The following is a 25,976-nucleotide window of genomic DNA, read 5'->3' on the forward strand; positions in this document are numbered from 1 at the left end:
GTGCCCGGGTATGCTGGGCGCACCCGCGAGCAATTCGCCCTATATGCACCATTCAATGGGTATTCGGACTGCGATCTTCACCCCTCCAAGAGACTGCGCGGCCTTGGGACACACCCGTGTTCCACTCATTCGGCGGGCGTACGGCAGCGCACCCACCGCGCGTGGGCTGCACTCACGCGCTCCTCGGCACGGATCTGCATGCCCCGGGGAGGCGGTTCCTCTCCCATCCGCTCGCACGCCTCGGTCAGCCGATCGACCAGCAGACGTCCCTGCGCCGTGAGGGCGGTCGAGGCCGCGAGCACCGGCAGCGTCACCCTGACCTGCGCCCGATAGCGTGCGTGCTCGCCCCATGCGATGCTCCGTTGCTCAGGTCTCGGGGTGGCCGCCAACGCGCACCGCTGGAAGAAATCCGCGAGCGCCACATGACTGTAGGCGCCCTGCAACAACCCGTCATAGGGCCTGGAATCCGGCCGCCACGGTGCGAAATATCGTTTTTGTGGCCCCTCCCGATGCAGCACGACCATGTCACTGAGAGCTGCCAGTTTGGCGTGCTGCACCTCGTGCACGAGAGTCGCTGCGAAGGTGGCGGAAGTGGGCGGCGTACTGCTGAGCACGGCCCCGAAAGCCTCCCTCCGGGTTCCGCTGCAGCTTCCCGTTCCCCCGTCGGGCGCCCCGTGGCCCGCAGGTGGGGCCAGAGGGACGAGACAGCGCAGTAGCGCGGCGACCTCCGCGACCCGGTGCTCACCGCCGAGTTGCAGGATCGAACGCACTCCCGCCCAGGAAGTCAGCCAACGCTCCCGTTCCGCCCTGTCGAGGGTGGCCGGACCACTCAACGCCTGGTGGCGGGAACCACCGTCCACCGTGCGATGCGGATCGAGATCGTCGAGAGGGACGGGAGCGGACTCGGGCAGCAGCCCGGGAAGAAGGTGAACCGGTCTCCAGGCGGTCGCGGCGGACCGGGTCGCGAATCCGGTCACAGGCGCGAGCCCGAGGCCGACGCCGAAAGCCGTCAGGTCGTCCCGCTCCATCACGTCCACCACCACGTCGGCCTCACCGCGCCGGCGAAGTGTCATACGACCGTCCCGGGCCACCACCTCGACGTCTCCGCCGCCGATCGCGCCCAGCGCCCCCAGGGAGGGCAGCGCCAGCACTCCGTCATACGCGGACAGCCGCGCCGAGAACGGCACCCCGGCCCGTACCGCGGCCGCCGCGGCGAGCGCGCTGAAATAGCCGAGTTCGCGGCGCAGGGAGCGGGCCCGTCGCTGCCGCGCCGTGCGGGGAATCGTTTTCGTACTCAGGGCGCGCAGGCAGCCGCGGGCCCACGGGCCGACGAGCGGGTACAGGATCTGGGTACGGGCGGGAGAGTGCCTGACACTCTTTCCCTCACCCGGCGGCTCCTCCGCCTCACCCGCCCGGTCGGCCTCCTCCAAAAGCGCCCAGTCCGTTCGGAACCTCTGACGCAGCGCAGGCGGGCAGATCTCGGCATCGGCTTCCTCCACGACGTCCAGGACCGCACGGAGCAGAAGCAGGCGCCGCACCTGCTGATCCCTCACGAGGAGGGCCAGAGTGTCCGGGCCGCCTTCGGTGCGGCCCAGTTCGCTCAACGCCTGCTCCGGCAGTGGCGACGGGATCAAGAGGTGTCTCCTGGGATCAAGGGGTGTCTCCTCCGGAGACGGTGCGCCCGGCGGGCGGACGTCCCGGCGCCGCCGCGGCGAGCCGGAGGGACACATGCCGGATGAATCGCTGCAGGTCGACGCAGTAGACGGAAGGGTGGGAGAAACCCTGCCCGGCGCGGTAGCGGTGCGCGTAGTTGCCGCCGCCGCAGACGGTGAGCAGGGGGCAGGCCCGGCAGCGGGTCGCCAGTGCGGCGGCCCCCGCCTGTCGTGCCATGACGCCGGGATGGCGCAGCGCCTCGTCGAAGCTGTTCCGGTGCACGTCGAGGCCGGTCCACGCCGCTCCGTCGTACGCCGACTTGAGGGAGTCCACCTGCTCGATGGAGCCGTCGGTCTCCACGACGACGGCGTCGAACGGAGCGAGCCCCAGCGCCTCCGTCACCGCGGGGAGCCCCATGAGCAGAGCCATGCACTCTTCGAAGAGGCGCACCCGGGTCTCCCTTCGCGGTCCCCGCCACCAGCGGTCGAACACGGCACAGAGCCAGTCTCCGTACGGTGTCGGTGCGTCGCGAGGGGTGTCGGCCTCCTCCGGTCCCAGTCTGAGGTACGGCGGCGGCGCCGACCAGTTCCCGTGCGGAAGCAGGAGGTCGAGGACCGGCGGGCGCAGGGCAAGCAAGGACTCGTAGACCTCGACAGGGGGTGTGGCAGGGTCCACGACGGTGAGAATCCCGGCGTACGAGTCCGGAAAGTGGTCGGCGAGCAGTCGGGCGCCGCGGACCGCGGCGGGCCAGGAGGGGCCGCCCCCGCGCGCCACCCGGAGCGCGTTGTGCGAGGGCAGGCCGCCGTCGAGGCTGATCCCGACGCGGATGTCCTGTCGGGCGAGCACGGTGAGCCGGTGCGCGTTCAGAAGGGTGGCGTTGGTCTGTACGACGGCATGCACCGTGCAGGAGCGCGGAACCCGGTCGCGCACGCTCTCGGTGAAACGGGCAAGCGTGTCGGCTCCCGCCAGAAGGGGCTCTCCACCGTGCAGCACCAAGGACAGCGCGCCGAGCCCATGCGTCCTCGCATGTTCGGCGATACGGTCCGCCGTGCGTTCCAGCACCTCGGAGGACGCGCCGGCGGGGCGGTCGAGCCAGGAACGGTCCGGGCCCTCGTAGAGATAGCAGTACCGGCACGCGAGGTTGCATCTGCCATGCGCCTTGACGATGAACTGGCGAAAAGGTGCAGACGTGACCGGCGTCGATGCCGACACGGATCCCTGCAGGCCGTCCACCCGGCACCCCCAGCCGTCGAGTTCTTCCTCCGGTACCGCAGGCTCCCGCGGCTCCGTGCGCTCACCCGCGCCTCGTCGTCGGCGCAGCACGAGGTCAAGCCGCACCTCGACCCCGCATTGACCGTCCGCAGCGCCATTACCAGCGCTTTCCCGGTCGCAAACGCTCACCGGCCGAAGCTGTCCGATTCAACCGGCGGACCGGCCGGAACCGGCATCCCGTGCGGCTAGAACGCGTTGTTGAACCCCCACAGCATCTCGCTCGGCTGCTCCGCCCTCTCCCTGAGTTCGGCCAGAACCTCGGCCAGCACCGGGTGCTCGATCGTCCTCAACTCCGCGAGCCCCAGTGCGAGAAGATCCGGCAGCGGCTCCGCGGCCGTCTGCTCATCGTCCTCTGCGCCCATCCTTCGACTCCCTCCCTCCGCCCGACCCCACATGCGCCCCGCCGGTTCCGGCACTTCCACCGGTCGGCGGGTTGCCATTACGGGCCCACCGTCCCGTAGGACATACCCCGCCAGTGACGTGCCTGCGCACCCGGGAGCGTGGCGGACCTCGCACAGGTACATCGAGCGGGCACGCGGCACGGGCCGGTCCAGGCGCCCTATCCTGCTGTACAGCCTTTCAGCACAGCTTTTCAGCGAAAACGACGGAGCACTACGCATGTACTTCACCGACCGCGGTATCGAAGAGCTGGAGAAGCGGCGCGGCGAGGAAGAGGTCACCTTCGAGTGGCTCGCCGAACAGCTGCGCACCTTCGTCGACCTGAACCCGGACTTCGAGGTCCCAGTCGAACGCCTGGCAACCTGGCTGGCCCGCCTGGACGACGACGAGGACGAGGAGTAACCACCCCCTCCCCCTCTGGAACCACCATGGGCCCCCTCAGCCCGTCCGGCGTTTGAGGACGAGCGCGTAGCGCGATTGCGGGGGCGAGGGGGCGCAGCCCCCATGCAGGGACGGGAACGGGAAGGGGCGGCGGGGGCGAAAACACCCGGTCGCGATATGGCGGGACGCCCTCGCCGCGGAGCGGCAGCCACCGCCCCCCGACGGGCATCGCGAGGTCGAATTATCCACATTTAGCACCATTGAGGCACCACGGTTCACCAGAACGAATGCCTTGACTTCCCGCATCCGCGATATATCGTGTCTATCAGGAGACGCGATATGGCGCGTCACCGCGTCCGCCCCTGCCGAGGAGGTCAGCACCATGTCCGAGTGGTCCGTCGCAGAGCCAAGGAAGCTCACGTTCGACGAACCGGTGACGGCTCTCCACGTACGCATCGCCAGCGGCACGGTGAACGTGGTGGGGATCGACGAGGGCCCCGCCCACCTCGAAGTCTCCTCGATAGAGGGACCGCCCCTGATAGTCACGCAGGAGAACGGCACCCTGACGGTCGCGTACGAGGACCTGCCCTGGAAGGGCTTCCTCAAGTGGCTCGACCGCAAGGGCTGGCACCGCAGCGCGGTGGTCTCCCTGGCCGTACCCGCCCGCACCCGCGTCGAGGTGGGCGTGGTCGGCGCCACCGCCATGGTCTCCGGCATCGACGGCCGGACCGTGGTGAAGGGCATCTCCGGCGACACCACCCTCGTGGGCCTCTCGGGCCCGGTCCGCGCGGACACGGTCTCGGGGAACGTGGAGGTCCAGGCCCTCACCGGCGACCTCCGGCTCAACTCCATCTCCGGCGACCTGACCGTCATCGAGGGCTCCAGCCCCTCCGTGCGGGTCGACTCGGTCAGCGGCTCCGTGATCGTCGACCTGGATCCGGCCGGCCGGTCCAGCGACATCCGGCTGACCAGCATCTCGGGGGAGATCGCCGTCCGCCTGCCGCATCCGGCCGACGCGGAGGTCGAGGTGGACTCGGCGAGCGGCACGGTCTCCAGCGCCTTCGAGGACCTGCGGATCGACGGCCGGTGGGGCGCCAAGAAGATCACCGGCAGGCTCGGCGCGGGGAACGGCCGCCTGAAGGCGACCACCGTCTCCGGTTCGATCGCACTGTTGCGCAGGCCCCCGGCGGAGGACGAGCCATGGGACGAGGAAGTGGATTTCGAGAAGAAGGCGGACGTCGGGGAGGATGACCCACGGGACACGGCTCCTGCCTCACCCGGGACCACCGGACCCGCTTCCGAGACGCCCGCGTCAGCCACCCTCTCCACCCCCGCGCAACATCCAGCCGCCGACGCCGCCACCGCCACTGACGCCACCGACGGATCACCCGACGGCCCGACCCACCAGAAGGGGCTCTGACATGGCTCCCGTCTTTGCCCATGGCCGCCTGCGGCTCTACCTCCTGAAACTGCTCGACGAGGCACCACGCCACGGTTACGAGGTGATCCGCCTCCTGGAGGAGCGCTTCCAGGGGCTGTACGCGCCGTCGGCAGGCACCGTCTACCCCCGGCTGGCCAAGCTGGAGGCCGAGGGCCTGGTCACCCACACCACCGAGGGCGGCCGGAAGGTGTACGCGATCACGGACGCCGGCCGTGCCGAGCTGGCCGACCGCAGCGGCGAACTGGCCGACCTGGAGCTGGAGATCCGCGAATCGGTCGCCGAGCTGGCCGCGGAGATCCGGGCCGACGTGCGTGGCGCCGCGGGGGATCTGCGCCGCGAGATGCGGGCCGCGGCGAGCGAGGCCCGGCGGGGTTCCACGGGAGCCGGTGCCAAGGCGCACGGCGAACGCGAGGGCGCCCACGGCGACTTCACGGACCTCGGGGACAAGGAGGCCTGGCGCGCCGCCAAGGAGGAGATGCGTCGCGTCAAGCAGGAGTGGAAGGAGCAGGCCCGGCGCGCCAAGGACGAGAGCCGGCGGGCCCGCGAGGAGGCCACGCGGGCCCGGCACCAGGCCAAGGAGGCCCAGGAGCGGGCCCGGACGCAGGCGCAGGAGGAGCTCCAGCGCATCGCCAAGCACGTCCAGGACCAGGTGCAGGACCACTTCACCCGGGGCGACTGGCCGACGGGGGTCCGGGAGGGCCTCACCGAGCTCGCCAAGGAGTTCGGCGATTTCGGGAAGGACTTCGGCAAGGAGTTCGGTAAGGACTTCGGCTTCGGCCGGTCGGGGGCGGGAGCCGGGACGGAGACGAGGAAGCCCGGTCGTCCCGACTACACGGACACCCCTGAGGACTTCCCCGCCGGTTACGAACCCTCCTGGGCCCACGAGGACTCGACGGGCGATCCCAGCCGGGACCTGGACCGGCTGCTGGACCGCTTCCGCGACGACATCCGCGACGCGGCCCGCGATCACGGGGTGACGGAGCAACAACTGCGCGATGCCCGCCGGCATCTGTCGTCGGCCGCGGCGCACATAGGTGCGGTACTGCGGATGCCCAAGGGCTGACCGGCGGGCCGACCGGCGGGCTGACCGGTGGGCGAGGCTGCGAGGCGGTTCAGGAGCGGACCGCCTCGCCTCTCCTCCCCCTCAGCTCGCCTTCGCCTCTCCCCCGCCGTACAGCACGCGCCGCAGGGACACGTAGGTCACGCCGTGGTCGGCCAGCACCTCCGACGGGACTCCGGGGCGGGCGGCCAGCGCGAGGAGAAGATGCTCGTCGCCGATGTGCCGGTCCTGCTGGGCGAGGGCCATGCGCAGGGACTCGGTGAGGACGTCCTTGGCACCGCGCGCGAAGGGACGCCGCTGACCGACGAAGCCGGCCCACCAGCCCTTGCCGCCACGCCCACTGTCGTTACCGGCGCCCTTCGCGTTCCCGTGAGAGCCCTCCAAGGCGCCCTCGCCATGGGCCTCCTCGACGCGGGAGACGATCGCCGAGACGTCGATGCCCAGCCCCGAGAGGGCGTCGGTGTCGGCGCGGGAGAGGCCGCCGCGGCGGCGCGCCTCGGCCAGCGCCCGCTGGACGGACTCCCTGCGCCCGCCGAGCCCCAGGGACGTCAGGGCGAACGACGCACGGCTCGCCTCGCGGTCGAGGAGTGCCAGCAGCAGGTGCTGTTCCTCGACCGTCTCCGCGTCCAGGCGTTCGGCGTGGCCGACCGCGCCGAGGACCACCGCGCGGGCGTCCTTGGTGAACCGTTCGAACATCACTGCCTCCCGTACTTCTTGTGCACGGCCTGCCTGCTGACACCCAGTTCCGCGGCGATCTCCTGCCACGACCAACCCTGATTGCGCGCGCTGCGCACCTGTACCGCTTCGAGCTGCTCCAGGAGCCGCCGCAACGCGGTGACGGCCCGCAGCCCGATCCGCGGATCGCGGTCGCCCGCGCGCTCGGCGAGATCCGTTGCTTCGGTCATGATGTCAACTTAGATTGACACACCAGGGATTGTCAACGCCGGTTGACAACTCGGAAGGAGTCGATGCCAGGGGGCGGTGCCAGAAGGCGGCGGTCAGGAGGCGGCGGTCAGTACGACCTTGCCGAAGAGTTCGCCGGACTCCATCCGCTCGAAGCCCTCGCGGGCGCGGTCCAGCGGGAGGATCTCGTCGATGACGGGGCGTACGTCGGTGGCGGCGCAGAAGGACAGGAGGTCCTCCAGTTCGTCCTTGGTGCCCATCGTGGAGCCGACGACCTTGAGTTCGAGGAAGAAGATGCGGGTCAGTTCGGCGTGCGAGGGCCGGTCACCGCTCGTGGCGCCCGAGATGACCAGGGTGCCGCCCGGCTTCAGGGACTTGACCGAGTGGGACCATGTGGCGGCGCCGACGGTTTCGATGACGGCGTCCACGCGATGCGGGAGCCGGGCGCCCGACTCGACGGCTTCGACGGCACCGAGTTCCAGGGCGCGCTTGCGCTTCGCCTCGTCCCGGCTGGTGGCGAAGACGCGAAGCCCCGCGGCCTTGCCGAGCGCGATCGCGGCCGTGGCGACACCGCCGCCGGCTCCCTGAACGAGAACCGAGTCACCGGGTCGTACACCGGCGTTGGTGAAGAGCATGCGGTACGCCGTCAGCCAGGCGGTGGGCAGGCAGGCGGCCTCTTCGAAGGAGAGCTCGGCGGGCTTGGGCAGGACGTTCCAGGTGGGGACCGAGACCTGCTCGGCGAAGGTTCCCTGGTAGCGCTCGGTGAGGATGGAGCGGGGTTCCTTCGGGCCGACCCCGTGGCCCGTCTGCCCGATGACGGAGTGCAGGACGACTTCGTTGCCGTCCTCGTCGATCCCCGCGGCATCGCATCCGAGGATCATCGGCAGCTTGTCCTCGGCGAGGCCGACTCCGCGCAGCGACCAGAGGTCGTGATGGTTCAGGGAGGCGGCCTTGACGTTCACGGTCGTCCAGCCGGGGCGGGGCTCGGGGGCTGGGCGGTCACCCAGCTCCAGGCCGTTCAGGGGGTGGTCGCGGTCGATACGGGCGGCGTAGGCAGCGAACATGTGCCGACCCTAGGTGGCGGGTGCGTCCGACGGAACGGCTCTCCTCTGTGACACGCGTCCCCCACCACCCCTGAAAGATTGCGCCGTTCCCCGCGCCCCTGGGCAGTGTCGTCGACTTTCCCGCCGTCGTGGCTGGTCGCGCAGTTCCCCGCGCCCCCAAGAAGGCAAGCCGGGGCGCAGCCCCGCTTGCTCAGGGGCGCGGGGAACTGCGCGAGCAACCCCCACCGACCCGCACCCACCACACCACCCCCACCACCCCCCACCCAAGGGGCGCGGGGAACTGCGCGGCCAGCCCCCACCGGCCCGCACCCACCCACCCACCGGACGCCCCACCCCCGGGCCCCGGGCCACCCACCCACCCAGCCGAACCCCCGGAAAGAATTTTCCGGCAAACGGCTTCGGGCCCCGCCCACCTGGACGGGACCCGAAGCCGACAGGAGAGAATCCGCGCGGCTACCGCCGGGCCACACCCTCCGCCCGCGCCGCCGCGGCGACCGCCGCGGTGACCGCGGGAGCGACCCGCTCGTCGAACGGCGACGGAATCACGTAGTCCGCGGCCAGGTCGTCCCCGACGACCGCGGCCAGCGCCTCGGCCGCGGCGATCTTCATGCCCTCGGTGATCCGGGAGGCCCGCACCTGCAGCGCGCCCGCGAAGATCCCGGGGAACGCGAGCACGTTGTTGATCTGGTTCGGGTAGTCCGACCGCCCGGTGGCGACGACGGCCGCGTACTTGTGGGCGACGTCGGGGTGCACCTCGGGGTTCGGGTTCGCCATGGCGAAGACGAAGGCGCCCTCGGCCATGGAGGCCACGGCCGGCTCCGGCACCGTACCGCCGGAGACGCCGATGAAGACGTCGGCTCCCGCGAGCGCGGACTCCAGCGAGCCGGAGAGGCCCGCCTTGTTGGTCATGACCGCGAGGTCCCGCTTGACCGGGGTCAGATCGTCCCGGTCGGTCGACACGATCCCCTTGCGGTCCGCGACGGCGACGTCCCCGAGCCCCGCCTCCAGCAGGAACTTGGCGATGGCCACCCCGGCCGCGCCGGCGCCCGAGATCACGGCCCGCAGCTGGCCGAGCGAGCGCCCGGTCAGCCGTGCCGCGTTGCGCAGGGCGGCCAGCGTGACGACGGCCGTACCGTGCTGGTCGTCGTGGAAGACGGGGATGTCCAGCCGTTCCTGCAGCCGGCGCTCGATCTCGAAGCACCGGGGTGCCGAGATGTCCTCCAGGTTCACGCCGCCGAAGGACGGGGCGAGCCGCACGACGGTCTCGACGATCTCGTCGACGCCCGTGCAGTCCAGCGCGATCGGCACGGCGTCGACGCCGCCGAACTGCTTGAACAGGATCGCCTTGCCCTCCATGACGGGGAGCGAGGCCTCGGGCCCGATGTCGCCGAGACCGAGCACGGCGGTCCCGTCCGTCACGACGGCGACCACGGACGACTTCCACGTGTAGTCGTGGACGAGTTCCGGCTGCTCCGCGATGGCCGTGCAGACCTTCGCGACGCCGGGCGTGTACGCGAGGGACAGGTCGTCCTTGTCACGGACGGGCACGGTGGCCTGCACGGCCATCTTCCCGCCCCGGTGCAGCGCGAACGCCGGGTCGAAGGAATGGAGGGGCTCGGCCCCGCCGTCCTGATCCGTACTGCTGTCGCTGCGAGGATTGACGATCTCCGCTGCCACTTTGTTTTACCCCTTAAGTCTTCTTGGTTGAGGGTTGCCGCTCCTGGTGAGGAACGGGCGGGCACCGCGCATATCCCTGATGACTGTTAAGTACGGAACATGCGCGACGGGCGCGCCGCACACGCGCCCTGAGCCCCGGATGAGGGGTGTAAGGAACCTTCTTACCGGACGGACCGCACCGCGGACGAGTCGATAGCGCGAAGCTCACACGTGGACGGCCGAAGCCCGCGCACCGGAGCGCCTGGACCCCCGCATCACGGAGGCCGGGCTCGTATACCGGAGCGCGAAGGTCACATACCGGTGACATGACTCATGGCCGAATACGCCGAACAAGACCACTTCACGAACAATCCGCCGATAGGCGCCATGGTGTCGTAAGTGCGCAGAAGCGGCCGCACTCATCGCGGGATCCACAGAAGATCCTCCGGCCCTCGCGGAGGTTTTCCGCACAAGATCCGGTCGAGCCGGACCGCTTCGGTCCGGTTAGGGGGTCACCCGTTATCCGATTTTGACATGGCGGGCACCCTGAAGGGACGAGTCCGAATGGCAAGATGCCCTAATCACACGAGGTCGCGACACCCGAAGGTGTGTGTTCTCGTCGACCCATCGGCTACTGCCGACCCATCGGCAACTCCACCCACCCGCCGGAGGAACCCACCATGACCGCACGCTCCACCCGTCGTACGACCGCCGCGCAGTCCCGGATAGCCGCGGTCGGTGCGATCGCGGTCGCAGGCGCCCTGCTGCTCACCGGCTGCGGTGACCAGACCAAGGACAAGGACAGCGGCAGCTCGGACACCGCCGACTCCAGCGCGGCCCCGCTGGCCGACAAGCTGCCCGCGGCCGTCCGCGACAAGGGCGTCATCAAGGTCGGCTCGGACATCGCGTACGCGCCCGTCGAGTTCAAGGACGACTCCGGCAAGACGGTGGGCATCGACCCCGACCTCGCCGACGCCATGGGCAAGCAGCTCGGCGTGAAGTTCGAGTTCGAGAACGGCACGTTCGACACGCTGCTCACCGGTCTGCGCTCCAAGCGGTACGACATCGCGATGTCGGCGATGACGGACACCAAGGACCGCCAGGAGGGCGTCGACGCCGAGACCGGCAAGAAGGTCGGCGAGGGCGTCGACTTCATCGACTACTTCACCGCGGGCGTCTCGATCTACACCAAGCAGGGCGCGGACCAGGGCATCAAAACCTGGGACGACCTGTGCGGCAAGAAGGTCGTGGTGCAGCGCAACACCGTCTCGAACGACCTCGCCAAGGCCCAGGCGAAGAAGTGTCCGGCCGGCAAGAAGCTCTCCATCGAGGCCTTCGACAACGACCAGCAGGCCCAGACCCGGCTGCGCGCCGGTGGCGCCGACGCCGGTTCCTCGGACTTCCCCGTGGCGGCGTACGCGGCGAAGACCTCGGGCGGCGGCAAGGACTTCGAGGTCGTCGGGGAGCAGGTCGAGGCCGCCCCGTACGGCATCGCGGTCGCCAAGTCGAACACCGAGCTGCGCGACGCCCTGCAGGCGGCGCTCGACGCGGTCATCAAGAACGGCGAGTACGACAAGATCATCGCGAAGTGGGGCGTCGAGGCGGGCGCCGTGAAGGAAGCCACCCTCAACGGCGGCAAGTGACCGCGTAGCCGGCGGCACTGAAAGGCAACATCCGTGACTGTTGACATCGACAAGACGCCCGGACCCCAGGACACTCCCCCGGGCGGCCCGGAGGCCATCAAGGCCATCCCGGTCCGGCACTACGGGCGGTACGTCTCGGCCGTCGTCGCGATCGCGATCTTCGTCTCGATCATCTACGCGTTCGCCCAGGGCAAGATCAACTGGGGTGCCGTACCGGACTACTTCTTCGACGACCGCATCCTCAAGGGCGTCGGCCAGACGATGCTGCTCACCGTGCTGTCGATGGTGATCGGTATCGCGGGCGGCATCCTCCTCGCGGTGATGCGCCTGTCGAAGAACCCGGTGACGTCGTCGATCGCGTGGTTCTACATCTGGTTCTTCCGGGGCACCCCGGTCCTGGTGCAGCTCGTGGTCTGGTTCAACCTGGGCCTGGTCTTCCAGTACATCAACCTCGGTCCGATCTACAAGGACTACTGGTCGAGCTTCATGACGCCGCTGCTGACGGCGCTCCTCGGGCTCGGTCTGAACGAGGCCGCGTACATGGCGGAGATCTGTCGCGCGGGTCTGCTCTCGGTCGACGAGGGCCAGACCGAGGCCTCGCACGCCCTGGGCATGAGCCACGGCAAGACCCTGCGGCGGATCGTGATCCCGCAGGCGATGCGCGTGATCGTGCCCCCCACGGGCAACGAGGTCATCAACATGCTCAAGACGACCTCGCTGGTGTCGGTGGTGCAGTTCGCCGAACTGTTCCGGTACGCGCAGGACATCGGCCAGTCGTCGGGCGCACCCGTGGAGATGTACTTCCTGGCCGCCGCCTGGTACCTGGTCCTGACCTCGGTGCTCAGCGTCGGGCAGTACTACATCGAGCGGTACTACGCCCGCGGTTCGAGCCGTGCGCTGCCGGCCACCCCGTTCCAGAAGATCAAGGCGAACATGCTGTCCCTGTCCAACCGCTCGGGCGGAGGAGCCAAGGCATGAGCGCCGACGCGAACGTGACGAAGAACGTGCCCGTGGCGGACTCCGGCACGGCGATGGTGAAGGCCGAGGGCGTCCACAAGTCCTTCGGCCCGGTCGAGGTCCTCAAGGGCATCGACCTCGAAGTGAAGCCCAGCGAGGTCTTCTGCCTGATCGGTCCGTCCGGCTCGGGCAAGTCGACGTTCCTGCGGTGCATCAACCATCTGGAGAAGGTGAACGCCGGGCGGCTGTACGTCGACGGGGAGCTGGTCGGCTACCGCCAGAAGGGCGACAAGCTGTACGAGCTCAAGGACAGCGAGGTCGCGCTGAAGCGGCGGGACATCGGCATGGTGTTCCAGCGCTTCAACCTGTTCCCGCACATGACGGCGCTGGAGAACGTCATGGAGGCGCCGGTCCAGGTCAAGGGCGTGAGCAAGGCGCAGGCGCGTGAGCGTGCGGGGCAGCTCCTGGAGCGGGTCGGTCTGGCCGACAAGGCGGGGAACTACCCCTCGCAGCTCTCCGGTGGGCAGCAGCAGCGGGTCGCGATCGCGCGGGCGCTCGCGATGGAGCCGAAGCTGATGCTGTTCGACGAGCCGACGTCCGCGCTCGACCCTGAGCTGGTCGGTGACGTCCTCGACGTCATGCGCGACCTCGCGGAGTCGGGCATGACGATGGTGGTCGTGACCCATGAGATGGGCTTCGCCCGGGAGGTCGGCGATTCGCTGGTCTTCATGGACGAGGGCGTGGTCGTCGAGTCCGGCCACCCTCGGGAGGTCCTGACGAACCCGCAGCATGAACGGACGCAGTCGTTCCTGTCGAAGGTGCTTTAGCCGTCCGGCGGTCGGGCGGATACGCGGAGGGGCGGTACGGGTTTTCCCGTACCGCCCCTCCGCGTAGCGGCCACCACCGGCTTGACGGTCACCTGCGGGCCCGGTGGGGGCGGGCCGCGCAGTTCCCCGCGCCCCTGAAAGGCGGGGCTGCGCCCCAGCCTTTCAGCCTGCCGCCCGGCAAATGCATTTCAGCCCGCCCGGCGCATGCATTTCAGCCCGTCCGGCGTTTGAGGACGAGGCCGTTCAGGCCGATACCCACCCGCCCCTCAGGCCCCCGCCACCCCCACCCAGCCCGTCCGGCGTTTGAGGACGAGCGCGTAGCGCGATCAGGGGGGCGAGGGGGCGCAGCCCCCATGTGTGGACGGGAAGGGTAAGGGCGGCGGGGGCGAGAGGAAGTCGGTCAGCGGACGGCCAGGACCAGCGCGTCGGACGGCGACCGCCACACCTCCCGCGCCTCCCCGAACCCCGCCGCCCGCAGGGCCCCCGCATGCCACGAGGCCGACGGAGTGTCCCCGTCCGCATGCTCCCCGTAGATCTCGAAGCGCCGGGCCGTCGGCCCGGCCAGCACGGGATCGGCCGCGGCCAGCGCCCACCACGACGCCCAGTCGAGCACCCCCGCGGCCTTCGCCGTCTCCATCCGCGCATGCCGCTGCGCCCGGTCCGCCGCGTTGATCAGCGGAGTCGTCTCGTCGACCATGTGGTCCGCGTTCATGAACACGCCACCCTCCCGGACGACCCCGGCGACCTGCCCGTACAGCACCGCCAGCGGCTCACTGTGCAGCCAGTGCAGCGCGGTCGCGGTCAGGACAGCGTCGTACGACTCGTACGGCAGCAGCGAGACCCACTCGGGGTCCTTGAGGTCCGCCGTGACGAACGAGACCCGGTCGTCGCCCGCGAACGTGCCCTCGGCGATGGTCAGGAGCGCCGGATCGAGATCGACACCGGTACTGACCGCCTTCGGGAACCTTTCGAGGAGCCGGGCCGTGATACTTCCCGTACCGCACGCGAGGTCCAGGACCCGTGGCTCGGGGCCCACCAGCGCCTCGACCATGTCGAGCATGACCCGGAACCGCTCCTCGCGGTCCGGGAGGTACCACTCCTGCTGCCGGTCCCAGCTCTCCTGCCACGCCTGCCAGTCGGACCCGAGGGTGGTCGTCATGAAAGCCCCTTTCGACTCCAGGATGTAATACCCTGGAAGCGCCATCAGCCATTACGTGCCCGCACCACGACCATAGAGCGCCCTCGTAAGGACTACAAGTGGAACTGGCCTATTACTCGGATTACGCCGTCCGTCTCGTCAACAGCGAGGAACCGGCCCGGGGCAAGGACACGCTCACGTCGGTCGAGGCCGTCCGTGACCTCTTCGGGGGCAACTCGTCGGCGGGCCGCCGCGCCAACGACTCGGACGTGACCCGCTTCCGGGGCGTACGGGCCCGGCTGCGCGCGGTCTTCGAGGCGGCCGACGGCGGCAACGAGACACTCGCCGTGGACCTGCTGAACTCGCTGCTGCTGGAGTTCCCGGTCAGCCCGCAGATCTCGGGCCACGACTTCCGGGACGACGACGGCCGCCCGCTGTGGCACATGCACCTGGCGGACCACCCGTCGAACGCGACCGCCGGGTACGCCGCGATCGCCGCGATGGGCCTGGCCTTCCACCTCACCGAGTACGGCGTGGACCGCCTGGGCCTGTGCGAGGCACCGCCGTGCCGCAACGCCTATCTCGACACCTCGACGAACCGCTCCCGGCGCTACTGCTCGGACCGCTGCGCGACCCGGGCGAACGTCGCCGCCTACCGCGCCCGCAAGCGCCTGGAGGCGGAGGACCGGCCGGAGAGCACCGGCCGGGCGGCCGACCACACCCAGCGCGCGACCGCGAACGGCGAGCGCTGACCTTTCTCCAGCGGCCGGTAGCGGAACCGCACCTTCCCGAGGACCAGTTCCTCGGGCACGGTTCCGTAGTCCCTGCTGTCCCCGCCGGCGAACGAGTTGTCGCCGAGCACCCACCAGCCGCCCTCACGCCGCTCGGCCGCGCGCTTCACGACCAGCAGGTCCTGCTGGAACGGATGGCGCAGGACGACGACGTCACCGGGCCTGACCCTGGCCCCGTACTGCACGACGAGTTGGTCCCCGTGCAGCAGCGTGGGCGTCATGGACGGCCCCGTCACCTCGGCGGCCCCGAACGGCAGGACGCCCCTCCCGCGCTCGGTCTCCTGCGACAGCTCCGGCATCCCGGCACCTCCCCGGTCCTATCCTCCACGAGTCCCAGTCTGACCCTGGACTTTTGTCCTAAGCCCACGGGGGCACTCGCGAAAACCCGTCCCTCACGGAGTAATGTCCCACCTGAGAAGACGATCACGAGGAAGGACAGCTCAATGCTTTCCCGCCTGTTTGCCCCCAAGGTCAAGGTCAGCGCACACTGCGACCTGCCCTGTGGTGTGTACGACCCCGCCCAGGCCCGCATCGAGGCGGAGTCGGTCAAGGCCGTCCAGGAAAAGATGGCCGGCAACGACGACCCGCACTTCCAGGCCCGCGCCACCGTCATCAAGGAGCAGCGCGCCGAGCTCGCCAAGCATCACGTCTCGGTGCTGTGGAGCGACTACTTCAAGCCCCCGCACTTCGAGAAGTACCCGGAGCTGCACCAGCTGGTCAACGACGCGCTCAAGGCCCTCTCGGCCGCGAAGGGCTCGACCGACCCGGCGACGGGCCAGAAGGCTCTCGACCACATCGCCCAGATCGACAAGATCTTCTGGGAGACCAAGAAGGCCTGACCTCGCGTCATGCTCTCTGACCTGCGGTTGTTCTGACCGCAGCGCCTTCCCGACCGCACCCGGTCCGCAGGCCGCCGAACCCGGCGTCCATCGCGGTCCGGGTGCGGTCGTTTCCTCGCCCCGCGCGTCCAGGGAACCTCCCCATGGGAGGGAAAAGAAGTTGAGCCGATCATTGTCAATCCCGCGACCGGCGGAGTATAGAGAACGATGACGCGGGAGGGGTGCGGCATGATCACCGAACTGGCTGTGGAGCGGGTCGAGTTCACCTGCGGCCGGTGCCAGGACCGCTGGACCCTCGACTACGACGTACAGCGCTTCATGGACGGCCTCGGTCACGAGTGGGAGTACTTCTCCTGCGACAACCGCAGTGTGCCGTCGCCCTACGCCGCCGAGAGCGCGCCGCCCTGCGGCCGCTGCGGCCACCGCCCGGCGGGCCGTCTCGTGGCACGCCGCCCCGTACCGCTGCCCGGCATGCCCGGCGCGCCCCGCAGCCCGGTCCCCGACGCCGGCGGCCACCGGCCGGAGCGGCACAGCGCGCCCTTGCTGTCGGCGGTCGCCGCCGAGCCCCGGGCCGCCGACCCCCAGGCCGCCGCTCCCTGACGGGCGGCCCCGTCAGCCTCCTCGCCACCCGGCCGCAGTCGACGCGCCGCCCCTCCCGCGGCCGGCTCAGGTCCGCGCGTGGTTGTTCGGCACAGGGCCCGGACTCCGCAGCGGAACCCGCCGGCCCATGAGCACGGGGTGGGTCATGGCCAGGAACCAGGTGTCGGCCCTGACGTCGAGCCCCCGGGCCTCGGCTATGCGCCGGCACTCGCGCACGTCGTCGAAGCCGACGATCCAGCGGGGCCGGGCGACGGCGGTGACGCTGTGCACCTCGTGCCGGGAGTCGGTCAGGTCGTCGGTCTGCAGCGCGACGAGCCTGCGCGGGGAGATCACCTCGGACAGCGCCCGGGCGACGGGACTGTCCTCGGGCAGGAGCGCCACCGGTTCATCGTCGAAGTGGACCAGCCCGACCAGTTCGATACGGGGCAGACCACGGCGGGTGACGGCCAGCCGGGCGGCCGGTGTCCGGGCCAGGACCTCGCGGCACTCCTGCTCGGTCAGTCGGGTCCGGTGGTCCTGCTCGGTCGGCCGGGCCAGGTGCTCCGGCCCGCTCCGGTGACGTCCGTCCACGCTTGGGCCCTCCGCCGGCGCCCGCGCACGCCTTCGGGGGCGCACGCGGATCGCGTCCGATGTGGGGGTGCCTGCCGGGGTCCGGGGCCGGCGCCCCCGGACCGGCCGAACCCGGCGCGGGAGCGCGTTCCCACTCTCGTACGGCCGAGGAGTCCCGGCAAGACGCTGTCCGGTCAGGCGGGCACACCGCGCCCGGAGGCCTTGTCGCAGGGTGATCCGGGTTCGTCGAGGAACGTGAAGGTACGTTCGAGCCGGGAGAGACGCAGGACGCGACGGACCTTGGCGGGGGTGCGGGCGAGCCGCAGTTCGACGCCGCTCAGGCACGTCCGGTTCCTGAGGCGGACCAGCAGGCGCAGACCGCCGGCGTCGAGGAAGGTCACCGCCCCGAGGTCCACGACGACACCGGACAGGGCCCGGTCCCGGGGACGGTCGAGGAGTTCGGCCACCAGCGGGAACAGCTCCTGGTCGGCCCAGGCGTCCAGCTCGCCGCGGGGCAGGAGTAACAGCGTGTCTCCCGCCGTCCGGTGGCGCAGGCCGAAGGTGACGTGATGGGTGCCCATGGCCCACCTCAGTGTTTTCCAGGAATGCAGGAATGACGGCACACGCGAGGGCGCGGCTGGGGGGACGCGCTGCGGACGCCGCCAGGGTCTTGGGCGGCACCGAAGTGATACTCACCATCGTGCCCGGTCAAACGCGGTCGTACGCCGTACACGGGATGCTTCTTGGTGGTACTTGCATGGATCGGGCGCCCCTGCGCACGCCGTGGCGCAGGGGGCGTGCGCGACGGCTCGTACCGGCCGGGGTCATTCCAGGGCTGCGAGCACCGCGGACGGTTCGAGGGTGCGGCGGACCAGTGCCTGGGCGGTCGCGGTGAGCCGGTTGCCGTTGAGGCCGCTGTAGGCGAGCAGGGCCTCCATCGCCCGTGCGGGTTCGAGCCGGCCGTGCTCGGCCAGCATGCCCTGCGCCATCTCGACGGTGGCCTTGGCGGCGACGGCAGCCTGGACGTGGGTGAGGATGTCCATGGGCCGGGCGGGGTCCGGGCTCCAGTGGACCAGCGCCACGGCGGCCACGTCGGCGAGCGCCTGGGCGAGGCGCAGATCGCCCGGCAGGAGCCCGGCGGGCGCGGTGAGCAGGAGGCTCACGGACCCGATGGTCTGGTGGTTGACCCGCAGCGGCAGCGCGTGCGCGGCGCCGTAACCGGCTTCCTGGACCTGGGCCGTGAACCGCGGCCAGCGGCCGTCGAGCCCGTCGAGGTGGGTGGCGTCCACCGGCAGCCGGGTCCGGTAGCAGTCCCGGCCGGGGCCTTCCCGGGTCTGCGTCTGGACCAGTTCGGCCGTGGCCGCGTGGGCGGAGACCGACATCGTACGAAGGTCGCCGCGGACCGTGGCCATCATGACGCTGACCGTGTCGGCACCCACGATGCCGACGCAGTGGCCGGCCAGGCGATCCAGCAGGATCACCGGGTCGAAGCCGTCGGCGAGGGTGTCCGCCAGCCCGACGAACGCCTCGGCGAGCTGCTCTTCACGGGTCATGACCGGTCACCGTCTCCTTCGTCGCCGAGCCGACCGCGGCCCTTCGGCTGATCGTCGTCCGCTTCCGGATGGAAACGCAGCGTTCGGGCCAGAACTTCCTGGGCCACCTCGGTGACCGTCCGCCCTTTCGCGAAGGCGTGTGCCCGCAGTCGGTCCAGTGCCTGCTCGGGATCGATCCCGAGTTGGACCATGACCATGCCAACGGCCTGATGGACCTCGATGTGGTCGGCTTCCGCGGCATCCACCCACGACGCTACTCCTGCTTCGTCCGCAGAGGTGAAACCGTCCGACGCTGCTTCGAGATTCAGTACGGCGAACGTGACCGCGTCCCGCGCCAGCAGCGCGATCCGCAGGTCTTTCGCGGACAGGGGGCCCGAGGTGTCCCGGTAGAGGTCGAGGGTCCCGATCGCGAGCGCGCCGGCGCCGAGGGGCAGCGAGAAGACCGCCCGGACGCCCAACTCGACGGCCTGATGGGCGAAGACCGGCCAGCGGCGGGCGTCCGGCCCCTGGGTGAGGTCCGGCGCGAGCACCGGGGCGGCCCGGTCGAGGGCGCTCTGACAGGGTCCGTCGCCCAGCGTGTACTGCGCCTCGGCGAGCCGGGCGGCCGTGTCGTCGCTGGCGCACCACAGCGCCCGTGCGGTTCTGCTGCCGGTGATCGAGATCGAGGCGCCGGTGACGGGCAGCAGGTCCACGCAGGCCGCGCACAGCAGCTCGGGCACCCTGTGCACGTCGCTGGACGAGGCCAACGAGGTGAAGGCCTCGGTGACCCGGCGGCGGTCCTCCACGTCGGACGGCTGTATACGGTCGGGCATCTCGTTGTCGCCGCCGCGATTCTCGTGCCGCATCGGCTTCACCTCCGCCCGGTCCGACGGCCAGCAGCATGATCCGCCAAGTATCGCCCACACCGGCGCCACCGGAGCGCCACCACCCGTCCGTCGCGCCCTGTCACGCCACGACACCCGTGCCCCCAGTCTCGTCCTCCCGCCCGCTCGTGGCCCGTACCGGTTCGGACTCTTGACGGTTCGGACGCGCACCGTCCCGGAACTCGTACCTTTTCGGCCACGGCGACCCCCCTTTTCGTACCGGGCACCTCCTGCGGGCTGCCCACTCCCGGCCTGCCACGGTCGCGGCGTGCCGTCCGTGAGTGGCCGATCACCCTCTGTTCCGCGCTGTCGGCCCGGCTTAGGGTGACCGGAGCCCAGGACCCCGGCGAAGCACCGCGCGCATCGGCGACCCATGAGCGAAAACCGAGGTGAGGGCCTTGCGAAGGGGGCCGTGCGCCCAGCGGCACCGGCACGCGGCGACCGGCTCGGCCGTGGGGACCACACCCTTCGGCCGTACGCCGTCCGGCCGCCGCCCCGCGCCCGCCGCGTACGCCCGCCGTCACAGGTGCCGATGGAGCCCCACCTTTCCCGGGGCCCCTTCCTGTCCCGCTCCGGCGTACGCCCCGACCGTCCGCGCCACTCCGGTACAGGCTGCTCGAACACTTCGCTCCTACCACGAACGCGAGCGCGAACACGTCTGCGCCGGCAGCGGCGGACACCAGATTCCCTACGCCGAAGAAGGAGTGATCCGATCCCATGAGGATCCTGGTCGGCTACGCCAGGGTGCACGGATCGACCCGGACTCCCGCCGAACGTCGCACGGGCGGACCGGCCGGGGGCGGTCGTACGGCGGCCGTCGCGGAACTCCGTCCGACACGAACGGCGTTCGGGCGCGAAGCCTTCGCCCTCGGCGGCGTACCTCACAGCGGTGCCCGGCCGCCACGGACGGCGGACGTCGTACGCCGTCGTCGCGCCGCGCCGCACACGGGCTCGGAGCGGCTGTTCGGCGTGGGCATGCCGCCCGCCGTTCGGCACGGACCGCGGCGGCACGGCACGCAGCCGCCTCGACCGCCCAGCCCCCGGTCGCCGTTCCGTCCCGGGGAGCATCGCGGACGGCCCGGCACCTGCCGCCGCGATCACCTTCCGCACCGGAGATCGCCGGCGTGCGCAGCACCCGGCGGCCGGTACGGCGACCACCGCGGCCGGAGGGCCGTCGGCGTCCGGGCCCGGCGGATCGGCCGGGAGTCGACCCAGGTCGACCGGGTCGGACACGGGTGGGCAACGGCCGGGCGGGAGGCGCCCGTTGGCCACTGACGAAGCGGGATTCCCGCCCACGGGCCGGCTGTGGGAGGCGTTCGTGGCGGAGCTGTCCCGTGGACTGCGCGCCGACGCGTCCAGGAACCACGGCCTGCCACGGGACAGGGACCGGAGCGCTCCCGAGCAGGAGAACGCGGACCGGCGCACTCCGCGGGACGGCAGTGGGAGGACGAGGAAGCCATGACCCCGGGCCGACCCGCTCAGGAAGGTACGGCCGCGGTACGGCCCGTCCTGAACGGCGGCGCATGACGCACCATCACTTCGTCCGCTTACGGGCCCGGTGCGGGCGCCGCCCGGACACCCGTCCCGGAACACCCGTGCAACCGGCTCCGCCCAGCGAGGCCCTGACACCGACGGGCCGACTCGGACACCTTTTCCGTACACGTCCCTGTGCCCCCGCGGCGCGAGAGAGTCAACGGTGTGCAAAGCTTCGCGCTCCCGAGGGGGCGCGGGCCGGAAGATACCACCGTCACGGACTCACCGTAGTCGCGCGATGGCGCCATGTGCTTGGCTGTCGTGTGGAACGAACAACACCCCCCCCGGGCCCGGCGGCGATGGCTGGGCATCCGGGGCCGTCCGTTCCGGCTCGGCAGCCCCACCCAGCCGTCAAGGAAACCCGAGATGAGCATCGAACCGCTCGACACCACCCGGTCGCAGGAATTAGCCGCGAATCTGCTCGCTCTGGTCGACGCTCCGGCCCAGGGCGAGAGCGAGGAGCATCTGCTGCGCCGGCTTGCGCGGGTCACGTCCCTGGTGCCCGGTGTGGAGGCGGCCGCCTGCAGTCTGATCGGCCCGGAGGGCACTCCCTGGCGCATGGCCGCGACGGACGAACGCACGCGTCGGCTGGAGTGTCTGCAGGCCGAGTCGCGCGTGGGCCCCTGCCTGGACATCGCACGCGGCAAGGGGCCCCTGGCCAACATTCCGATGTCCCACCCGCACAGCCGGACCCGCTGGCCCCGCTTCACCAGCCGTGCCCTGTCCGAGGGCTTCACCGCTGTCACGGCCCTGCCCCTGGTCCATCAGGACCGGGCGCTGGGCGCGCTCGATCTCTACCACCAGCACGGCGGGCTCGGGCCGGCGGGCATCCGGTGGGCCCGGCTCCTCGCCGACGCCACGGCCCTCGGTCTTGCCCATCGCGATGTGTTGCGCGACGCGCTCGTCCGGGGCGATCAGCTGCAGAACGCCCTGAACAGCCGCGTCCTCATCGAGCAGGCCAAGGGCATCCTCACCGAACGCCTGGGCTGTGACCTCCAGGAGGCGTTCGAGCAGCTGCGCGGCCATGCGCGCGCGAAGCGGATGAAGCTCGTCGACCTGGCCGCGCTGGTCGTCGCCGACGCGTCCGACACCTCGGCTTTTCCGCGTCGGCACCAGGCTCCCTGACCACCTGCGCACCGGTCGCGGTCACCTGGGCGGCAGTCCCGCTCGGGTTGATCGGCGTGCGGCAGGAGTCACCGAACGGGCCCGATTCATCGCGTGATTGCCATCGAACCCGGGCCTCCGCCGCCGTAGGCTTGAAGCCGCCCGTCCGCCCGACCGGGAGGCCGGAGCCGAACAGGACCGGCAGGACCAACAGGACCAACAGGACCAACAGGACCGGCAGAACGTTCCGGTGCGAGTCGACGCGCGGCAGTGTGATCCAGGGGAACGTATCGGCGGGAACGCACCGGCAGAGAGAGGCTCGACCCGGAAAGGGGAGGAAGCCGGATGCCCGAGCAGCCGCGCGAGGAGCGGTTGGCCGCCGCTTTCGTGGAGCTCGCCACCACCCTGGCGGGCGACTTCGACGACGTGCAGTTCCTGCGCACCCTCTCCGAGCGCTGCGTCGATCTGCTGGACATCTCGGCCGCGGGGGTCGCCCTGGCCGCGCCCCGGAACGGCCGGGCGGAGGTCACCGGATCCGACGCCCGTGTCCGCAGCCTCGAACGGAACGGCGCCGACTGGGGCGAGGGGCCGTGCCAGGACTGTCTGCGCACCGGAAACCCCGTCGAGGGGATCGCCCTCGACCACCCCGACGCGCGTGCCGCCTGGCCCCGCTTCACCCGCAGGGCCCGTCGTCTGGGCTTCCACTCGGTCGCCGCGACACCGTTACGCGTACGCGACGAGGTGGTCGGCGCCCTCAGCCTCTTCGTGGACGGGCCCGGCACACCGGACCCCGCGCAGCTCAGACTGGGCCGGGCCCTCGCCGACTTCGCCGCCATCCCGATACTGCAGCAGCGGGAACTGCGCCGGCAGACGCGGCTCACCGAGCAGCTGGAGACCGCGCTGGAGTCCCGCATCCTCGTCGAACAGGCCAAGGGCGCCCTCGCCCAGCAGCGCCGGATCACCGTGGACGAGGCCTTCGCGCTGCTGCGCGACCACGCCCGCTCGCGCCGGCGCCGGATCTCGGACGTGGCCCGGGAGTTCCTGGACGGCACCGGCGAACTCCCGCTCTCCGAACCCGCCGACTGATCCCCGCCGACCGGTCCCCCACGGGCCGGTCCGGGGACGCTGTCGGTGGGCCGTGGGATGCTGAGGGCATGACCACGGAGGACCTGGTCCGGCTGCGCAAGGCACGCGACCGCATGGACCGTGAGTACGCCGAGCCGCTGGACGTGCCCATGCTCGCGCGCACCGCGCTGATGTCCCCGGGCCACTTCCAGCGCAGCTTCCGCGCGGCCTTCGGCGAGACTCCGTACGGCTATCTCATGACGCGCCGCATCGAGCGGGCGAAGGCGCTGCTGAGACGCGGCGACCTGAGCGTCACGGAGGTCTGCTTCGCGGTGGGATGCACGTCGCTCGGTTCGTTCAGCTCCCGCTTCACGGAGCTGGTCGGAGAGACACCGAGCGCGTACCGGGCCCGGTCGCACGAGCCGGGGGCGGCGATCCCGGCCTGCGTGGCGAAGATGTACACGCGACCGGTGCGCCGGGCGGCGGCCAAGCCTCTAGCGTGAAGGTCATGGACCTCAAAATCGCGCAGTGTTTCATCTCCGTCGACGACCATGACCGGGCGCTCGCCTTCTACCGTGACGTGCTGGGCCTGGAGGTCCGTAACGACGTCGGGTTCGAGGGCATGCGCTGGGTCACCGTGGGGCCCCCGCTCCAGCCGGACGTGGAGATCGTCCTGGAGCCGCCGCTGGCCGATCCGAACGCACCGGCGGCGGACCGGCAGGCGGTGGCCGAACTGCTGGCCAAGGGGCTGCTCCGCGGTGTCATCTTCACCACGGAGAACTGCGACGCGACGTACGAACGGCTGCTCGCCGCGGACGCGGACATCATCCAGGAACCGATGGACCAGCCGTACGGAGTCCGTGACTGCGCGGTCCGCGACCCCGCGGGCAATCTCCTGCGCTTCACCCAGCGCAAGTGACGGGACCGGCCACCGGCTGCCGGCCCCGGGCGTTGCCGGTCAGGACTCCCGCTCCGCGCCGGGGCGGGACTCCTCGGACGGCAGGCCCGGCTCGGTCATGAGCGCGGGCTCCTCCCCTGCCTCGTAGCTCGCGCAGCGGGGGTTGTGGCAGGGGCCGGGACCCCACACGGGCACGAAGACGCCCAGGGTCTTGTGCCGACGCACGACCGTGTCGACGGACTGCTCGCAGACCGGACAGAGGGACTCATCGCTGGCCATGCCTCCAGAATATTGCGGGAGGAGTCGGCCCGACAGCCGGGCGGCAGCCCCGGAATCAGCGCTTCCTGCTGTACGTCCGCACGACCGCCCCGTTCTTGAACGTACGCACCTCGCCGAGCGTGAACTCGCTGATCGCGAAGCCGGAGCCGAACATCGGCATGCCGGTGCCCAGCACGATGGGGTACGTCTTGACGACCAGTTCGTCGATCTCGTCGAGCAGCTCGCCCGCGATCTGCGAGCCACCGCACAGATAGATGCCGAAGTCGCCTTCCTCCGCCTTGAGTTCGCGGACCTTGCCGACCAGGTCGTCGGCGACGATCTCGACGTTCGGGTCGGGCGACTCCTTCAGCGTGCGCGAGGCGACGTACTCGCGCAGATGGGCGTAGGGGCTGGTGACGTCGATCTGCAGCGCCAGGTCGTAGCTGGCGCGGCCCTGCACGACCGTGTCGTACTTGCGGTTCGCCAGGTCGTCGATGCCCAGCGCGCGGCGGCCGTGGGTGGGCAGCGTCTCCGGATACTCGGTCCTGAGGAACGCGAAGAACTCCTCGTCCACGAACCGGACCATCATCGAGCCGTCGCCGCCCGGATCGCCGATGAAGCCGTCGATCGAGCAGGCGATGAAATACGTGAGCTTTCGCAAGCCGGTCTCTTTCCGTAGGCTGACTGAACCACTCCATTCATAGTGCTTCACTTGTAGTGGTTGCAAGGCGATTACCGACCGCTTCCCGTACGGAAGCGAAGTGGGAGAGAGGATTCCGGATGGTGCGCAACCCGCAGCGCCGAGCCGCGCTGGTCGACGCCGGGGTGGAGGTCCTGGCCCGCGAGGGGGCCCGCGGGCTGACCTTCCGCGCGGTGGACGCCGAGGCCGGGGTGCCGGTGGGGACCGCCTCGAACTACTTCACCGGCCGCGACGACCTGCTCCGGCAGATCGACGCCCGGCTGCACGAGCGGCTGGCCCCGGATCCGGAGGTCATGGCCGAGCTTCTGACGGCCCCGCGGGACCGCGCGCTGGTCACGGCCTTCATGCACGACCTCATGGCCCGCGCCCAGCGCGACCGCACGGGGTACCTGGGCCTCCTGGAGATGCGTCTGGAGGCCACGCGCCGCCCCGAACTGCGGGCCTCGTACACGAAGACCGTCCGCGCCGACCTTGAGTACGGCATGGAGTTCCACCGCACGGCGGGCCTGCCGGGCGGCGACGAGACCGTGACGATCCTCTACGTCGCCATGCTCGGCCTGATCCTCGAACACCTGACCCTGCCGGGGGTACTGGACGGCGCCCTACCGGGCGTGAGCGTCCCGGACGGCCTGCTGGAACGCATCGTCGACACGATCGTCCCCCACTCCTAGCGGCACGGGAGGGCGCCTCCGCAACCGCGCCGAGACCGACGCTCCCAGGGGCCGCGGCACCTTCCGCGACCACGCCGAGACCGACGCTTTCAGGGGCGCGGGGAACTGCGCGACCAGCCCACGCGGCGCCGCACCCGAAGAACCGCCCCAAGCCTTGT

General features: G+C 70.7%; 30 protein-coding genes. 15 read left to right on the forward strand and 15 right to left on the reverse strand.

From position 1 onward, the window contains the following. Positions 1-125: 125 nt before the first annotated feature. The 3 genes from J8N05_RS35400 to fxsA form a co-directional block, all read right to left on the reverse strand. Positions 126-1,634: an aKG-HExxH-type peptide beta-hydroxylase gene (locus tag J8N05_RS35400; protein ID WP_247706634.1), complete on the reverse strand. Its 1,509-nt coding sequence runs from the start codon at positions 1,632-1,634 to the stop codon at positions 126-128. Positions 1,635-1,650: 16 nt separating this feature from the next. Further along, positions 1,651-2,865, reverse strand: coding sequence for an FxsB family cyclophane-forming radical SAM/SPASM peptide maturase (locus J8N05_RS35405; RefSeq protein ID WP_210890592.1), 1,215 nt, complete (start codon positions 2,863-2,865; stop codon positions 1,651-1,653). Positions 2,866-3,110: 245 nt separating this feature from the next. Beyond that, on the reverse strand, positions 3,111-3,287 hold the full coding sequence (gene fxsA, locus J8N05_RS35410; RefSeq protein ID WP_107021351.1) for an FxSxx-COOH cyclophane-containing RiPP peptide: 177 nt from the start codon (positions 3,285-3,287) through the stop codon (positions 3,111-3,113). A 256-nt stretch (positions 3,288-3,543) separates the two neighbouring features. Here fxsA and J8N05_RS35415 point away from each other — a divergent pair, with 256 nt between their 5' ends. The 3 genes from J8N05_RS35415 (at position 3,544) to J8N05_RS35425 (ending at position 6,209) form a co-directional block, all read left to right on the forward strand. Next, a complete protein-coding gene (locus J8N05_RS35415) occupies positions 3,544-3,726 on the forward strand; it encodes a DUF6104 family protein (protein WP_018571400.1) in 183 nt (60 codons plus the stop codon). A gap of 361 nt (positions 3,727-4,087) precedes the next feature. Then, on the forward strand, positions 4,088-5,125 hold the full coding sequence (locus J8N05_RS35420; protein WP_210889855.1) for a DUF4097 family beta strand repeat-containing protein: 1,038 nt from the start codon (positions 4,088-4,090) through the stop codon (positions 5,123-5,125). A 1-nt stretch (position 5,126) separates the two neighbouring features. Continuing rightward, entirely contained in the window at positions 5,127-6,209 is a 1,083-nt protein-coding gene (locus J8N05_RS35425) for a PadR family transcriptional regulator (RefSeq protein WP_210889856.1), read from the forward strand. An 81-nt stretch (positions 6,210-6,290) separates the two neighbouring features. On the opposite strand, the gene J8N05_RS35430 is transcribed toward J8N05_RS35425, so the two are convergent. The 4 genes from J8N05_RS35430 to J8N05_RS35445 form a co-directional block, all read right to left on the reverse strand. Further along, entirely contained in the window at positions 6,291-6,902 is a 612-nt protein-coding gene (locus J8N05_RS35430) for a Clp protease N-terminal domain-containing protein (protein ID WP_210889857.1), read from the reverse strand. Next, a complete protein-coding gene (locus J8N05_RS35435) occupies positions 6,902-7,111 on the reverse strand; it encodes a helix-turn-helix domain-containing protein (RefSeq protein WP_107021356.1) in 210 nt (69 codons plus the stop codon). The genes J8N05_RS35430 and J8N05_RS35435 overlap by 1 nt, the downstream gene beginning before the upstream one ends. 93 nt (positions 7,112-7,204) lie before the next feature. Then, positions 7,205-8,173 (reverse strand): zinc-binding dehydrogenase, encoded by a 969-nt coding sequence (locus J8N05_RS35440; protein WP_210889858.1) that lies wholly within the window; start codon positions 8,171-8,173, stop codon positions 7,205-7,207. A gap of 453 nt (positions 8,174-8,626) precedes the next feature. After that, positions 8,627-9,850, reverse strand: coding sequence for an NAD(P)-dependent malic enzyme (locus J8N05_RS35445; protein ID WP_210889859.1), 1,224 nt, complete (start codon positions 9,848-9,850; stop codon positions 8,627-8,629). A gap of 659 nt (positions 9,851-10,509) precedes the next feature. Between J8N05_RS35445 and J8N05_RS35450 the strand changes: the two genes are divergently transcribed. From J8N05_RS35450 to J8N05_RS35460, 3 genes are read left to right on the forward strand one after another with little or no spacing between them, the layout of a single operon-like run. Next, positions 10,510-11,472, forward strand: coding sequence for an ABC transporter substrate-binding protein (locus J8N05_RS35450; protein WP_210889860.1), 963 nt, complete (start codon positions 10,510-10,512; stop codon positions 11,470-11,472). A 33-nt stretch (positions 11,473-11,505) separates the two neighbouring features. Further along, the gene (locus tag J8N05_RS35455; RefSeq protein WP_210889861.1) at positions 11,506-12,450 is read left to right on the forward strand and encodes an amino acid ABC transporter permease; all 945 of its coding nucleotides are present in this window, start codon (positions 11,506-11,508) and stop codon (positions 12,448-12,450) included. Between the two features lie 53 nt (positions 12,451-12,503). Then, positions 12,504-13,256: an amino acid ABC transporter ATP-binding protein gene (locus J8N05_RS35460; RefSeq protein ID WP_210890593.1), complete on the forward strand. Its 753-nt coding sequence runs from the start codon at positions 12,504-12,506 to the stop codon at positions 13,254-13,256. Between the two features lie 400 nt (positions 13,257-13,656). On the opposite strand, the gene J8N05_RS35465 is transcribed toward J8N05_RS35460, so the two are convergent. Next, positions 13,657-14,415 carry a class I SAM-dependent methyltransferase gene (locus tag J8N05_RS35465; protein ID WP_210889862.1) on the reverse strand — a complete coding sequence of 253 codons (759 nt, stop codon included), beginning with the start codon at positions 14,413-14,415 and terminating at the stop codon, positions 13,657-13,659. A gap of 98 nt (positions 14,416-14,513) precedes the next feature. On the opposite strand from J8N05_RS35465, the gene J8N05_RS35470 reads away from it, so the two are divergent. Next, complete coding sequence (locus tag J8N05_RS35470; protein WP_210889863.1) at positions 14,514-15,146, forward strand: CGNR zinc finger domain-containing protein; 633 nt, start codon at positions 14,514-14,516, stop codon at positions 15,144-15,146. Here the strand turns inward: J8N05_RS35470 and sodX are convergent. Beyond that, positions 15,047-15,484, reverse strand: coding sequence for a nickel-type superoxide dismutase maturation protease (gene sodX, locus J8N05_RS35475; RefSeq protein WP_210889864.1), 438 nt, complete (start codon positions 15,482-15,484; stop codon positions 15,047-15,049). The two genes, J8N05_RS35470 and sodX, sit on opposite strands and share 100 nt — an antisense overlap. 144 nt (positions 15,485-15,628) lie before the next feature. Here sodX and sodN point away from each other — a divergent pair, with 144 nt between their 5' ends. Both sodN and J8N05_RS35485 read left to right on the forward strand, forming a co-directional pair. Then, a complete protein-coding gene (gene sodN / locus J8N05_RS35480) occupies positions 15,629-16,024 on the forward strand; it encodes a superoxide dismutase, Ni (RefSeq protein ID WP_210889865.1) in 396 nt (131 codons plus the stop codon). Between the two features lie 228 nt (positions 16,025-16,252). After that, positions 16,253-16,624: a hypothetical protein gene (locus J8N05_RS35485; RefSeq protein WP_210889866.1), complete on the forward strand. Its 372-nt coding sequence runs from the start codon at positions 16,253-16,255 to the stop codon at positions 16,622-16,624. Positions 16,625-16,690: 66 nt separating this feature from the next. Here the strand turns inward: J8N05_RS35485 and J8N05_RS35490 are convergent, their stop codons facing one another. From J8N05_RS35490 to J8N05_RS48005, 4 genes are all read right to left on the reverse strand, one after another. Beyond that, a complete protein-coding gene (locus J8N05_RS35490) occupies positions 16,691-17,194 on the reverse strand; it encodes a hypothetical protein (protein ID WP_210889867.1) in 504 nt (167 codons plus the stop codon). Positions 17,195-17,367: 173 nt separating this feature from the next. Next, a complete protein-coding gene (locus tag J8N05_RS35495) occupies positions 17,368-17,754 on the reverse strand; it encodes an STAS domain-containing protein (protein ID WP_210889868.1) in 387 nt (128 codons plus the stop codon). Between the two features lie 243 nt (positions 17,755-17,997). Further along, on the reverse strand, positions 17,998-18,726 hold the full coding sequence (locus tag J8N05_RS35500) for a GAF domain-containing protein (protein ID WP_210889869.1): 729 nt from the start codon (positions 18,724-18,726) through the stop codon (positions 17,998-18,000). Further along, the gene (locus tag J8N05_RS48005) at positions 18,723-19,571 is read right to left on the reverse strand and encodes a GAF and ANTAR domain-containing protein (protein WP_282108183.1); all 849 of its coding nucleotides are present in this window, start codon (positions 19,569-19,571) and stop codon (positions 18,723-18,725) included. The genes J8N05_RS35500 and J8N05_RS48005 overlap by 4 nt, the downstream gene beginning before the upstream one ends. Before the next feature lie 1,282 nt (positions 19,572-20,853). On the opposite strand from J8N05_RS48005, the gene J8N05_RS35510 reads away from it, so the two are divergent. From J8N05_RS35510 to J8N05_RS35530, 5 genes are all read left to right on the forward strand, one after another. Further along, positions 20,854-21,051 carry a hypothetical protein gene (locus J8N05_RS35510; protein ID WP_210889870.1) on the forward strand — a complete coding sequence of 66 codons (198 nt, stop codon included), beginning with the start codon at positions 20,854-20,856 and terminating at the stop codon, positions 21,049-21,051. Positions 21,052-21,488: 437 nt separating this feature from the next. Then, the gene (locus J8N05_RS35515) at positions 21,489-22,247 is read left to right on the forward strand and encodes a GAF and ANTAR domain-containing protein (RefSeq protein ID WP_210889871.1); all 759 of its coding nucleotides are present in this window, start codon (positions 21,489-21,491) and stop codon (positions 22,245-22,247) included. Between the two features lie 324 nt (positions 22,248-22,571). Further along, positions 22,572-23,312 carry a GAF and ANTAR domain-containing protein gene (locus J8N05_RS35520; protein WP_210889872.1) on the forward strand — a complete coding sequence of 247 codons (741 nt, stop codon included), beginning with the start codon at positions 22,572-22,574 and terminating at the stop codon, positions 23,310-23,312. A 68-nt stretch (positions 23,313-23,380) separates the two neighbouring features. Continuing rightward, on the forward strand, positions 23,381-23,794 hold the full coding sequence (locus tag J8N05_RS35525) for a helix-turn-helix transcriptional regulator (RefSeq protein WP_210889873.1): 414 nt from the start codon (positions 23,381-23,383) through the stop codon (positions 23,792-23,794). A gap of 5 nt (positions 23,795-23,799) precedes the next feature. Then, positions 23,800-24,210, forward strand: coding sequence for a VOC family protein (locus J8N05_RS35530; RefSeq protein WP_107021374.1), 411 nt, complete (start codon positions 23,800-23,802; stop codon positions 24,208-24,210). A gap of 39 nt (positions 24,211-24,249) precedes the next feature. Here J8N05_RS35530 and J8N05_RS35535 read toward each other — a convergent pair whose 3' ends face one another. Beyond that, on the reverse strand, positions 24,250-24,468 hold the full coding sequence (locus tag J8N05_RS35535; protein ID WP_210889874.1) for a hypothetical protein: 219 nt from the start codon (positions 24,466-24,468) through the stop codon (positions 24,250-24,252). Positions 24,469-24,523: 55 nt separating this feature from the next. Next, a complete protein-coding gene (locus J8N05_RS35540) occupies positions 24,524-25,108 on the reverse strand; it encodes a dihydrofolate reductase family protein (protein ID WP_210889875.1) in 585 nt (194 codons plus the stop codon). Positions 25,109-25,227: 119 nt separating this feature from the next. Here J8N05_RS35540 and J8N05_RS35545 point away from each other — a divergent pair, with 119 nt between their 5' ends. Continuing rightward, on the forward strand, positions 25,228-25,818 hold the full coding sequence (locus J8N05_RS35545; RefSeq protein WP_210889876.1) for a TetR/AcrR family transcriptional regulator: 591 nt from the start codon (positions 25,228-25,230) through the stop codon (positions 25,816-25,818). Positions 25,819-25,976 lie beyond the last annotated feature (158 nt).

It is taken from the genome of Streptomyces liliiviolaceus (assembly GCF_018070025.1).
Taxonomy (GTDB): Bacteria; Actinomycetota; Actinomycetes; order Streptomycetales; family Streptomycetaceae; genus Streptomyces; species Streptomyces liliiviolaceus.

Coding starts and splice junctions, on each gene's coding strand:
- fxsA (WP_107021351.1), bottom strand. CDS start 3,287: ATGGGCGCAGAGGACGATGAGCAGACGGCCGCGGAGCCGCTGCCGGAT.
- J8N05_RS35415 (WP_018571400.1), top strand. CDS start 3,544: ATGTACTTCACCGACCGCGGTATCGAAGAGCTGGAGAAGCGGCGCGGC.
- J8N05_RS35420 (WP_210889855.1), top strand. CDS start 4,088: ATGTCCGAGTGGTCCGTCGCAGAGCCAAGGAAGCTCACGTTCGACGAA.
- J8N05_RS35425 (WP_210889856.1), top strand. CDS start 5,127: ATGGCTCCCGTCTTTGCCCATGGCCGCCTGCGGCTCTACCTCCTGAAA.
- J8N05_RS35430 (WP_210889857.1), bottom strand. CDS start 6,902: ATGTTCGAACGGTTCACCAAGGACGCCCGCGCGGTGGTCCTCGGCGCG.
- J8N05_RS35435 (WP_107021356.1), bottom strand. CDS start 7,111: ATGACCGAAGCAACGGATCTCGCCGAGCGCGCGGGCGACCGCGATCCG.
- J8N05_RS35440 (WP_210889858.1), bottom strand. CDS start 8,173: ATGTTCGCTGCCTACGCCGCCCGTATCGACCGCGACCACCCCCTGAAC.
- J8N05_RS35450 (WP_210889860.1), top strand. CDS start 10,510: ATGACCGCACGCTCCACCCGTCGTACGACCGCCGCGCAGTCCCGGATA.
- J8N05_RS35460 (WP_210890593.1), top strand. CDS start 12,504: ATGGTGAAGGCCGAGGGCGTCCACAAGTCCTTCGGCCCGGTCGAGGTC.
- J8N05_RS35465 (WP_210889862.1), bottom strand. CDS start 14,415: ATGACGACCACCCTCGGGTCCGACTGGCAGGCGTGGCAGGAGAGCTGG.
- sodX (WP_210889864.1), bottom strand. CDS start 15,484: ATGCCGGAGCTGTCGCAGGAGACCGAGCGCGGGAGGGGCGTCCTGCCG.
- sodN (WP_210889865.1), top strand. CDS start 15,629: ATGCTTTCCCGCCTGTTTGCCCCCAAGGTCAAGGTCAGCGCACACTGC.
- J8N05_RS35485 (WP_210889866.1), top strand. CDS start 16,253: ATGATCACCGAACTGGCTGTGGAGCGGGTCGAGTTCACCTGCGGCCGG.
- J8N05_RS35495 (WP_210889868.1), bottom strand. CDS start 17,754: ATGGGCACCCATCACGTCACCTTCGGCCTGCGCCACCGGACGGCGGGA.
- J8N05_RS35500 (WP_210889869.1), bottom strand. CDS start 18,726: ATGACCCGTGAAGAGCAGCTCGCCGAGGCGTTCGTCGGGCTGGCGGAC.
- J8N05_RS48005 (WP_282108183.1), bottom strand. CDS start 19,571: ATGCGGCACGAGAATCGCGGCGGCGACAACGAGATGCCCGACCGTATA.
- J8N05_RS35515 (WP_210889871.1), top strand. CDS start 21,489: ATGAGCATCGAACCGCTCGACACCACCCGGTCGCAGGAATTAGCCGCG.
- J8N05_RS35520 (WP_210889872.1), top strand. CDS start 22,572: ATGCCCGAGCAGCCGCGCGAGGAGCGGTTGGCCGCCGCTTTCGTGGAG.
- J8N05_RS35525 (WP_210889873.1), top strand. CDS start 23,381: ATGACCACGGAGGACCTGGTCCGGCTGCGCAAGGCACGCGACCGCATG.
- J8N05_RS35530 (WP_107021374.1), top strand. CDS start 23,800: ATGGACCTCAAAATCGCGCAGTGTTTCATCTCCGTCGACGACCATGAC.
- J8N05_RS35535 (WP_210889874.1), bottom strand. CDS start 24,468: ATGGCCAGCGATGAGTCCCTCTGTCCGGTCTGCGAGCAGTCCGTCGAC.
- J8N05_RS35545 (WP_210889876.1), top strand. CDS start 25,228: ATGGTGCGCAACCCGCAGCGCCGAGCCGCGCTGGTCGACGCCGGGGTG.